Source organism: Streptomyces olivaceus (assembly GCF_000721235.1).
Taxonomy (GTDB): domain Bacteria; phylum Actinomycetota; class Actinomycetes; order Streptomycetales; family Streptomycetaceae; genus Streptomyces; species Streptomyces olivaceus.
Map to the genome: position 1 here is coordinate 1 of NZ_JOFH01000074.1, position 11,775 is coordinate 11,775.

Genomic DNA, 11,775 nt, shown 5'->3' on the forward strand with positions numbered 1-11,775 from the left:
TGTGGATGTTCCGTCCTCGCGGGTGGACTGGTCTTCGGGTGCGGTGCGGTTGGTGACGGAGGAGGTGGCGTGGCCGGAGACGGGGCGTCCCCGCCGCGCCGCCGTCTCCTCCTTCGGCATCAGCGGCACCAACGCCCACCTCGTACTGGAACAGGCGCCGGAGCAGGCGGCCCCCGCCGGGCCCCGGGCGGCCCGCGGCAGTGCTCCGGACCGCGGCACGGCGTGGACGCTCTCCGGCCGCAGCCCCGAGGCGCTGCGCGACCAGGCCGGACGCCTGGCCGCGTGGGTCCGCGCCCATCCCGGCACCGACCACCGGGCGGTCGCCGCCTCGCTCAGCGGCAGCCGGACCCATTTCGAGCACCGGGCGGTGGCCGTCGGACAGGACGCCGGCACGCTCGCCGCCGGGCTCGACGCGCTGGCCGCCGGACGCGAGGCGCCCGGCACCCTGACGGGACGCACCGTGCCCGCCAAGGGAACCGTGTTCGTCTTCCCCGGGCAGGGCCCCCAGTGGGCCGGCATGGCCGAGGCGCTGCTGCGCGAGTCACCGCTCTTCGCGGCGGAGATCGACGCCTGCGCGCGGGCCCTGGAGCCGTACACGGACTGGCGGTTGCTGGACGTCCTGCGCGGCCTGCCCGGCGCCCCCGGTCTGGACCGGGTCGACGTGGTCCAGCCGGCGCTGTTCGCCGTGATGGTCTCGCTCGCCGCGCTGTGGCGTGCGCACGGGGTCCGGCCCGACGCCGTGATCGGACACTCCCAGGGCGAGATAGCCGCCGCCCACGTCGCGGGAGCCCTCAGCCTCACGGACGCCGCCAAGGTGGTGGCGCTGCGCTCCCGGGCGCTGGCCCGGGTCGCCGGTACGGGCGGGATGGCCTCCGTGCCCCTGTCCGAGGAACGCGTCCGAGCCCTGATCGCGGACCGTCCCGGTCTCCACGTGGCCGCGCTCAACGGGCCCGCCACCACCGTGGTCGCCGGTGACACCGGCGCTCTGGAGCAGCTGCTTGCCGACTGCCGGGCCGACGGCGTCGAGGCGCGGGCCGTCGCCGTCGACTACGCCTCCCACACCCCGCACATGAACGTGCTGCGGGACGAACTGGGCACCGCGCTCGACGGACTCACCCCGGTCGCCGCGGACATCCCCTTCTACTCCACGGTCACCGGGGGCCTCCTCGACACCACCGCCCTGACCGGTGAGTACTGGTTCCAGAACCTGACCCGGCCCGTCCTGTTCCGGTCCACCGTCGAGCGACTGGACGCGGACGGCCACGACCTGTACGTGGAGAGCAGTCCCCACCCCGTCCTGGTGCCGAGCATCCAGCACATCCTGGAGGAGGCGCAGGGCGCGTCGGCGGTCGGCGCCGGCGACCGGGACCCGGGCACGGCGCTGGGCACCCTGCGCCGCGACTCCGGGGACTGGACACGGTTCCTGACCGCGCTCGGGACCGCCCACGTGCGGGGCGCCCCCGTGACCTGGTCGCGAGCGCTCGGCTCCGCGGACCACGACGGCCCCCATCTCGACCTGCCCACCTACGCGTTCCAGCACGAGCGCTACTGGCTCGCCGCGTCCGAGGGCGCCGTCGACGCCACCGGTCTCGGTCTCGGCACCGCCGGCCACCCCCTGCTGGCCAGCACCACGGTGCTGCCCGACGGCGCCTGGCACGCCACCGGTGTCCTGCGCGTCGACGGGCACCCGTGGCTCGCCGACCACGCCGTCGCCGGCACACCGCTGCTGCCCGCCACCGCCTGCCTGGACCTCGCCCTGACGGCGGGGCACGCCGTCGGCCGTCCCGACGTACGGGAACTCACCCTGCACGCGCCCCTGCTGCTCGACCCCGAACGGGCCGTGCACCTGCACCTGACCGTCACCGCGTCCGACGACGGGGACGGCAACGGGGACGGGCACGGGGACGGCCAGGGAACCGGCCCCCGGCGATTCGACATCCACTCCCGCCCGGAGAGCGCCGCGCACGACCTGCCCTGGACCCACCACGCCTCCGGCCTCCTGGACGACGGGCCCGGCAGGGCCGCCCCACGCGACGCGTCCCGCCGCTGGCCGCCCCCCGGCGCCGTACGGGTGACGGCGGACGACGCCTACGAGCGTCTCGCGGAACGGGGCTACGGCTACGGCCCCGCCTTCCGCAACCTGCACTCCCTCCATCGGCGCGGCGACGTGCTGTACGCCGAGGTCCGGCTGGCCCCGGAGACACCCGTCACCGGACACGCCGTCCACCCGGCCCTGCTCGACGCCGCCCTGCACGCCCTCCTCGTCGCGCCCGACGGCGACGGGGGCGACGCCCCTGTGGTGCTGCCCTTCTCGTGGAGCGGAGTGCGCCTGCACGCCACCGAGGCCGACACCCTGCGGGTGAGCCTCGCCCCCGTCGGCCCCGGTACCGTCCGGCTCACGGCGACCGACCCGGCCGGCCGGCCGGTCGTCACCGCCGACGCGCTCTCGCTGCGGCCACTGGAGGGCTCCCTGACCGCGGCCTCCTCCGAGTCCGGCGGGGACGGCATCCGGCGCTCGCTGTTCCGGCTGGACTGGCACCCTCTCGACGTCGAGGAGGCACCGGGCGCCGAGGCGGCCCGGACGACCGCCCTGATCGGTGGCCCCCGCGCCGTCGCACCGGACGGCACGGGCCCGGCCGACGGCCGGTACGACAGCCTGTCCGAACTGACCGCCGCACTGGCGAAAGAGCCCGACGAGCAGGTCCCTGAGACGGTGGTCGCCGTCGTGCCGACGCCGCGGGCCGCCGAGGAGCACGAGCGGGCCGCGGCCGTGACCCTCGACGTGCTGCGACTGGTCCAGGACTGGCTCGCCGACCCGCGCTGGGTCGCCAGCCGCCTGGTCCTCGCCACGACCCGCGCGGTGGCCGTCGAGCCGGCCGACCCCGTCGACCCCGCGCACGCCGCCGTGTGGGGGCTGATCCGCAGCGCCCAGGCGGAGAACCCCGGCCGCTTCCTGCTGCTGGACTGCGACACCCCGGATCTGTGGACCTCGGTTCCGCACCGGCTCCCGCACGCCGTGCTCTTCGGTGACGAGCCCCAGACCGCCGTCCGGGCCGGACACCTCAGCGCCGCCCGGCTGGCCCCCGCCACCGGGGCGGACACCTTGCTCCCGCCCGCCGGCGACACCGACTGGCAGGTGGAGGCGAACGGCAGCGGGGGCACTCTGGACCAGGTCACCCTGACCGCGCGCGACGACGGCAGCGCGCCCCTCGGCCCCGGCGAGGTCCGGATCGCGGTCCGGGCGGCCGGTCTCAACTTCCGGGACGTCATGGTGTCCCTCGGACTGGTACCGGTGAAGGCACCCATCGGCGGGGAGGACGCCGGTGTCGTCACCGAGGTCGGCCCCGAGGTCCCCGGCCTGGCTCCGGGCGACCGCGTCATGGGCATGTTCCCGCGGGGCGGCATCGGTCCGGTCCGGGTGGCCGACCACCGCCTCGTGGGCCGCGTCCCCGAGCACTGGTCCTTCACCGACGCGGCGACCGTGCCGGCGGCGTTCCTGACGGCCTACCACTGCCTCGTCCGCGTCGCCGCCACGGGCCCCGGCGACAAGGTACTGATCCACGCCGGCACCGGCGGGGTCGGCATGGCCGCGGTGCAACTCGCCCGGCACCTGGGCGCCGAGGTCTACGCCACCGCCAGCCCGCCGAAATGGGACACCCTGCGGGCGCTGGGGCTGGACGACGACCACATCGCCTCCTCGCGCACCCTCGACTTCGAGGACCACTTCCGCAGCCGGTCGCCCGGCGGACTGGACGTCGTACTGAACTCGCTGGCCCAGGAGTTCGTCGACGCCTCCCTGCGCCTCACGGCCCCCGGCGGCAGGTTCGTCGAGATGGGCAAGACCGACATCCGCGACGCGGCGGAGGTCGCCGCGGCCCACCCCGGCGTCGCCTACACCGCCTTCGACCTGCTGGAAGCCGACCCCGACGACATCCACGACACGCTCACCGTCCTCGGCGGCCTCTTCGACGCCGGCGCCCTCCGGCCGCTGCCCGCCACCAGCTGGCCGCTGTCCCGGACCCGCGCGGCCCTGCGCCATCTCGGCCAGGCCCGGCACACCGGCAAGGTCACCCTCGACCTGCCACCGGTCCTCGACACCGACGGCACGGTGCTGATCACCGGCGGCACCGGGACCCTGGGCGGCATCGTCGCCCACCACCTGGTCACCCGGCACGGTGTCCGCCACCTGCTGCTGGCCGGACGGCGCGGCCCCGACGCGCCGGACGCCCGGCGGCTGGACGCCGAACTCACCGGCCTCGGCGCCCGTGTCACCCTCGCCGCCTGCGACATCGCCGACCGCACGGCCCTGGACGCGCTGCTCGCCGCGGTCCCGGCCGCCCACCCCCTCACCGCGGTCGTCCACGCGGCAGGCGCCCTGGACGACGCCGTGCTGGAGAACCTCACGCCGGGGCAGCTGCGGACCGTGTCCCGTCCCAAGGCCGAGGCCGCCTGGAACCTCCACCGGGCCACCGAGCACCTGGACCTGGCCGCCTTCGTCCTGTTCTCCTCGGTGGCCGGCACCCTCGGCAACCCCGGCCAGGCCAACTACGCCGCCGCCAACGTCTTCCTCGACGCGCTCAGCCACCACCGGCGCCGGCTCGGGCTGCCCGCCACCTCCCTCGCCTGGGGGCTGTGGGAGGAGGCCAGCGGGATGACGGGGCACCTGGACGCCGCACAGCGCGACCGGGTCGCCGGGCAGACCGGGCTCGGCCCGCTCGCCACGGAGCACGGGCTGCGGCTGTTCGACGCCGCACTCCGGCTCGATCAGCCGTTCCTCCTGGCGGCGCCTCTCGACCCGGCCGCCGCACCGGACACCGTGCCGGCCGTGCTGCGGAACCTGACCGGCGCACCGAAGCGCCGGACGGCCGCGAAGGGCACGGACGCGGGCGACCCCACGGCCGAACTGGCCGCGCTCGCCCCCCAGGAGCAGCACCACCACCTGCTCACCCTCGTCCGCGGACACGCCGCGGCGGTGCTCGGCCGGCCCACCGCGGACGGCATCCTCGCCGGCCGGCCCTTCAAGGAGATGGGGTTCGACTCCCTCACGGCAGTCGAACTGCGCAACCGCCTCACCACGGCGACCCGGCTGCGGCTGTCCCCGACCGCCGTCTTCGACCACCCCACCCCCACCGCGCTCGCCACCCACCTGCACGTCCGGCTCGCGCCGCCCAGCGGGAACGACGACCCGCTCCGCGCGGTCCTGGGGGACATCGAACGGCTGGAGGCGGCGCTCTCCGGCATCCCACCGCAGGAGGCACAGCCGGTACGGGCCCGTCTGGAGAGCCTCCTGTGGCAGTGGTCGCCCGCGGACAACCCCGCGGAACCGAGCGGCGGCGACCTCGATTCCGCGACCGACGACGAGGTCTTCGCGGTCATCGACAACGAACTCGGACTTTCCTGACCGGCAGAGCTGAGCTTGGGGGACCCTGATGTCGGACGAACAGAAGCTCCGCGACTACCTGCGCCGCGTCACAGCCGACCTGCGCCGGACCCGGCAGCGGCTGCAGGAGGCCGAGTCCGACCGGTACGAGCCGGTCGCCGTCGTCGGCATGGGCTGCCGATACCCCGGCGGCGTCGCCTCCCCGGACGACCTGTGGCGGCTGGTGGCCGACGGGACCGACGCGATCTCGGGCTACCCGGCGGACCGGGGATGGGACCTGGAGTCCCTCTACGACCCCGACCCCGACGTGCCCGGCAAGAGCTACGGCCGGGAAGGCGGGTTCCTCTACGACGCGGGCGACTTCGACGCCGCCCTGTTCAACATGAGCCCCCGCGAAGCCCTGGCCACGGACCCCCAGCAGCGACTCGTCCTGGAGACCGCCTGGGAGACCCTGGAAAGGGCCGGCGTGGACCCGTCCTCGCTGCACGGCACCAGGACCGGCGTCTTCACCGGCAGCTACGACCACGACTACGGCACCCTGCTCGCGCGAGCCTCGGGCGAGACCGAAGGCTACATCCCCACCGGCGTCTTCTCCTCCGTGATCTCCGGCCGGGTGGCGTACTCGCTGGGCCTGGAAGGGCCCGCGGTGACGGTCGACACGGCGTGCTCGTCCTCGCTGACCGCCATCCACCTGGCGTGTCACTCGCTGCGGTCGGGCGAGAGCACCCTGGCCCTGGCCGGCGGGGTCTCGGTCATGGCCACACCCACCGCCTTCGTCGCCTTCAGCCGCCAGCGGGGACTCGCCCCCGACGGCCGGTGCAAGGCCTTCGCCGCGGCGGCGGACGGGACGAACTTCTCCGAGGGCGTCGGCCTGCTGCTCCTGGAGCGGCTGTCCGACGCTGAGCGCAACGGACACCCCGTGCTCGCACTGGTCCGTGGCAGCGCGCTCAACCAGGACGGTGCGTCGAACGGACTGGCGGCGCCGAACGGCCCCGCGCAGCAGCGGGTGATCCGCCAGGCACTCGCGCACGCACGCCTCACCGCGGACCAGGTGGACGCCGTGGAGGCGCACGGCACCGGCACGACGCTGGGGGACCCGATCGAGGCCCAGGCCCTGCTGGCCACCTACGGAGAGCGCCGGCCGGCCGAACGTCCGCTGCTGCTCGGGTCGTTGAAGTCGAACATCGGACACACGCAGGCGGCGGCGGGAGTCGCCGGAGTGATCAAGATGGTGCAGGCCATGCGGCACGGTCTGCTGCCCCGCACCCTGCACGTCGACGCCCCCACCCCGCACGTCGACTGGTCGGCGGGGGCGGTGGAACTGCTCACCGAGGCGACCGACTGGCCCCGGACGGACCGGCCACGCCGCGCGGCGGTGTCGTCGTTCGGCATCAGCGGCACCAACGCCCACCTGGTGCTGGAGCAGGCACCGGAGGCGGCCCCGGACACCGCCGTCGAACAGCCCGGTTCCGTGCCGGTGGTGCCGTGGGTCGTCTCCGGACACACCCCCGAGGCGCTGCGCGCACAGGCCGGACGGTTGCGGACCCATCTGGAGGAGCACCCGTCGCCGTCGCCCGCCGCGGTCGGACACGAACTCGCGGCCGGCCGGGCCCGGCTCGGCCACCGGGCGGTGGTGCTGGGCACCGACCGCGAGCGACTGCTGGCCGGCCTCGAAGCGGTACGGCGGGGCGAACCGGGACCGGACGCCGTGACGGCCGAGCGGGCACCCGCCCCCGAGGGCCGCAGGACGGTCTTCGTCTTCCCCGGCCAGGGGGCGCAGTGGGAGGGCATGGCGCTGGAACTCGCCGACGCCTCGGAGGCGTTCCGCGACCGGCTGCTCCAGTGCGGACACGCCCTGCGGCCCCACGCCGACTGGTCCCTGACGGACGTGCTGAGCGGCGCTCCGGGGGCCCCGGGACTGGACCGGGTGGACGTGGTCCAGCCGGTGCTCTTCTCGGTGATGGTCTCCCTGGCGGCCCTGTGGCGTTCGGCGGGGGTCCACCCGGACGCGGTGATCGGGCACTCGCAGGGAGAGATCGCCGCCGCGTGCGTGGCCGGGATCCTGTCACTGGAGGACGCCGCCGCGGTGGTGGCGCTGCGCAGCCGGCTGCTCGCGCGGCTGTCCGGCAAGGGCGGCATGGTCTCGGTCGCCCTCCCCGCCGAGGAGGCGCGGGAAAGGCTCCGGCACTGGGAGGGCAGGCTCGGTGTGGCGGCGGTCAACGGGCCGCGGTCGGTCGTGGTCTCCGGCGACACCGACGCACTGGAGGAACTCCTCGCCGCCTGCGAGCAGGACTCCGTACGGGCACGCCGGGTCCCCGTGGACTACGCCTCCCACTCCGGCCACGTGGAGGCGGTGGAGACCGACCTCCTCGAAGCGCTCACGTCCGTGCGACCGCGTCCCGGGGAGATCCCCTTCTACTCGACCGTCACCGCCGAGGCCGCCGACGGCACCGGCCTCGACGCGGCGTACTGGTACCGCAACCTGCGCGAGCCGGTGCGGTTCGCCCCCGTGGTCCAGACACTGGCGGAGCGGGGATTCGACGCGTTCGTCGAGGTCAGCCCCCACCCGGTGCTCACCGCGAGCGTCGAGGACACCGTCGCTGACCGCCCGGTCTGCGTCAGCGGCACGATACGCCGCGGCGAGGGCGGACTCGAACGGTTCCTGCGGTCGGCCGGAGAACTCTTCGTCGAGGGAGTGGACGTCGACTGGGCATCGGTGTTCGCCGGGTCGGACGAGCGGTGCCGGACTCTGCCCACCTACGCGTTCCAGCGCCGGCGCTACTGGCTCGACCCGGGCCCGGCGGCCGGGGACCTGGCCGCGCACGGTCTCACCGGGCTGGACCATCCGCTGCTCGGCGCGGCGTTGGAGGACCCCGAGTCCGGGAGCGTGGTGGTCGGCGGGCGGCTGTCGGTGCGCGACGTGCCGTGGCTGGCGCAGCACCGGGTGCTCGGCCAGGTGTTCGTGCCCGGTGCCGCGCTGGTGGAGATGGTGATCCGCGCCGCCGACCTCGCCGGCTGCGCGCTGGTGGAGGAACTGGTGGTCCGGACGCCGCTCGTGCTCGACGAGACCACCGCGACGCTGCTGAGGATCGTGGTGCGGCCCGCCGTGGACGGTGCGCGCGAGGTCCTGGTCCACGCCCGTCCCGAGAGCGGGGGCGCGGACTGGGTGTGCCACGCCTCCGGCGTCGTACGGCCACCGGAGCACGGCATTCCCGGGCCCACGGCCGACGGCGACTTCACGTCCTGGCCGCCCGCCGGGGCTCGGCCCGAGCCGCTGGACGGGATGTACGGGGAACTGGCCGGGCGCGGCCTGGAGTACGGGGAGCTGTTCCGGGGGCTGGAGGCGGTGTGGCGCCGGGGCGAGGAGGTCTTCGCCGAGGTCGCGCTCCCGGACGCCGGGGGAGGGGACCCGGCCGGGTACGGCGTGCACCCGGCCCTGCTCGACGCCGCGCTGCACGCCCTGGCGCTGGGAGGCGTGGTGCCGGGCATGACGGAGGGGCCTCCCCGGGTTCCGTTCGCCTGGGCGGACGTACGCCTGCACGCGGTGGGCGCCGTGCGGCTCCGGGTGTCCCTCACCCCCGGCGCGAACGGCGCGGTACGCGTACGGGCCGCCGACCCGGCCGGTGTCCCGGTGCTGACGGCCGGCGGACTGACACTGCGTCCGCTGCCCGCCGAGGTGGCTCCCGCCGCCGCGCACCGGGCCCACCTGCTGCGCGAGACCTGGGTGACGGTGGACACGGCGGACCTCGCGCGGGCCGGAGCGGAGGAGGGGACCGCGGACCCGGCCTGGGCGCCCTGGCCGACGGAGTCCGACGGGCCGGTCCCCGGCGACCGCCGGGCCGTGCCGGTGTGGAGCGCCCCCCGCGCGACCGACGCCGAGGGCGCACGCGACGCGGCCTGCGCGGCCCTGGAAGCGGTCCAGCGGTTCCTGGCGGACGACGCCCGCGCCGAGAACCGGCTCGTCGTCCTCACCCGCGACGGCGTCGCCGCACAGCCCGGCGAGGCCGTGGACTGGGGAAGCGCGGCCGTCTGGGGACTGGTGCGCTCGGCCCAGTCGGAGAACCCGGACCGGATTCTCCTGCTCGACGTCGCCGCCGGTACGGAACCGGCCGAGGTGCCGTGGCGGGCCGTGCTCGGCGCCGGCGAACCGCAGCTCGCGCTGCGCAGCGGCGAGCTGAGCGCACCGCGGCTGACCCGCCTCACCGGCGAGGGCGACCGCCGCCCCGGACTCGATCCGCAGGGATCGGTCCTCGTCACCGGCGGGACCGGCGACCTGGGCGGTCTGATCGCCCGCCACCTGGTGGAACGGTACGGCGCCCGGCACCTGGTGCTGGCGAGCCGGCAGGGCGACCGGGCCGCGGGCGCGGACCGGCTCCGCGCCGACCTCGAGAGCGCCGGGTGCCGGGTCACCCTCGCCGCCTGCGACGTCGGCGACCGGGCAGCCGTCGAGAACCTGCTGGCGTCGGTCCCGCCGGAACGACCGCTGACGGGGGTCGTGCACACGGCCGGGACGCTGGACGACGGTGTGCTCCAGGCCCTGGACCGCGAGCGCGTGGGGCACGTGTTCGGCGCCAAGGTCGACGGCGCCTGCCACCTGGACGAGCTGACCCGCTCGGCGGACCTGGCGCTGTTCGCCGTGTTCTCCTCGGCGGCGGGCGTGCTCGGCACCCCCGGACAGGCCAACTACGCCGCGGCCAACCAGACGGTGGACGCCGTGGTGCGCTCCCGCCGGGCCGCCGGACTGCCCGGGACCTCCCTGGCCTGGGGCTGGTGGGAGCGGGTCCGCGAGAGCGCCGGACTCACCAGCGGGCTGAACGCGACCGACCGGGAACGGCTGGCACGCCGGGGAGTGGCGCCGCTGACCGCGGCCGAGGGCCTCGCCTCGTTCGACGCGGCGCTCACGCACGACCTGCCGGTCGTGGTCCCGGTGAAGCTGGCCCTGGCCGGGCCCGCCGCGACCGGCGCGGTGCCGCCCCTGCTGCGGGAGCAGGCGGCCGCGGTACCGACCGCGCGCCCCACCGCCGCCAGCGGAGACGGCGGCGGTGGGGACGACGCCGGGGACCTGCGGGACCGGCTGACCGCACTGCCGCCCGCCGAGCAGGAACGCCGGCTCCAGGACCTGCTGCGCCGGCAGGTGGCCTCGGTCCTCGGGCACTCCCGGACGGCCGCGGTGGACATCGACGAACCGTTCACCGCACTCGGCTTCGACTCCCTGACGGCCGTGGAACTGCGCAACCGGCTGGCCCGGGCCGTCGGCCTGCGGCTCCCCGCCACCCTCACCTTCGACCACCCCACCCCGGCCGCCCTCGCCCGTCACCTGCGCGGCGAACTGCTCCCCGGCACCGGACAGGACCCCGGCCGACTGGTGGAGGACCTCGACCGGATCGAGCAGTCCCTGGCGCGGCTGGCCCCCGACGACCCGCTGCGCGCACGCGTGACGGAGCGGCTCAGGAGTCTTTCCGCACCCCCGGGCGCGCCGTCGGAGGAGGTGCGCGGGGCGAATCTCGTGGAGCAGTTGCATTCATCGTCCACCGAGGAACTGCTGCAGTTCGTCGACAAGCAGTTGGGCACGTGATCCGACGCCGTCCGAATTTCTTTTCCGTAGCGGGGTGAAAGGCGATCCATGGATGAGAACGGCAAGCTGCGCGAATACCTGGTGCGTGTCAGCGGGGAACTCAACGACACCCGTCTGAGGCTGAAGGACCTGGAGGCCAGGGATTCGGAGCCCGTCGCGGTCGTCGGCATGGCCTGCCGGTTCCCGGGGGAGGTGAACTCCCCGGAGGAGCTGTGGCGCCTGGTGGCGGAGGGACGCGACGGCATCGGCGCCTTCCCGGACAACCGCGGTTGGGACGTACCCGGTCTGTACGACCCGGACCCCGACGCTCCGGGCAAGGCCTCCGCGCGCAGCGGCGGTTTCCTCTATGACGCCGACGAATTCGACGCCTCGCTGTTCGGTATCAGTCCCCGCGAGGCCGAGTCGATGGACCCCCAGCAGCGCCTGCTGCTCGAATCGGCGTGGGAGACCTTCGAACAGGCGGGCATCGCCCCTGACTCCCTCAAAGGAAGCCGGACGGGTGTGTTCGCCGGGGTCATCCAGCACGACTACATCTCTTGGGCGGCCTCGGACCTGGAGACCATCGACGGATACCAGGGAACCGGGATCTCCGGTGGCGTGGCGTCGGGGCGGATCGCCTATTCGCTGGGGTTGGAGGGGCCGGCGGTGACGGTGGACACGGCGTGTTCGTCGTCGTTGGTGGCGATTCATCTGGCGTGCCGGTCGTTGCTTCTCCGAAGGCGTCGGTCTGGTGTTGTTGGAGCGGTTGTCGGATGCGCGGCGGCGTGGGCATCGGGTGCTGGCGGTGGTGCGGGGCAGTGCGGTGAATCAGGACGGGGCG

2 protein-coding genes and 1 pseudogene are annotated in these 11,775 nt (G+C 75.2%); all 3 read left to right on the forward strand.

What is annotated here, in order from left to right; genetic code table 11:
• Nucleotides 1-22: 22 nt before the first annotated feature.
• Complete coding sequence (locus tag IG94_RS0137420; protein ID WP_169752441.1) at nt 23-5,401, forward strand: SDR family NAD(P)-dependent oxidoreductase; 5,379 nt, start codon at nt 23-25, stop codon at nt 5,399-5,401.
• 28 nt (nt 5,402-5,429) lie between these two features.
• The gene (locus tag IG94_RS0137425; RefSeq protein ID WP_043485717.1) at nt 5,430-10,955 is read left to right on the forward strand and encodes a type I polyketide synthase; all 5,526 of its coding nucleotides are present in this window, start codon (nt 5,430-5,432) and stop codon (nt 10,953-10,955) included.
• Between the two features lie 48 nt (nt 10,956-11,003).
• Nucleotides 11,004-11,775 (forward strand): annotated as a pseudogene (locus IG94_RS0137430) (beta-ketoacyl synthase N-terminal-like domain-containing protein); the annotation flags it as partial.

What these genes read in the sequence shown, in the direction of transcription:
- IG94_RS0137425 (WP_043485717.1), top strand. Translation starts at nt 5,430, where the DNA reads ATGTCGGACGAACAGAAGCTCCGCGACTACCTGCGCCGCGTCACAGCC.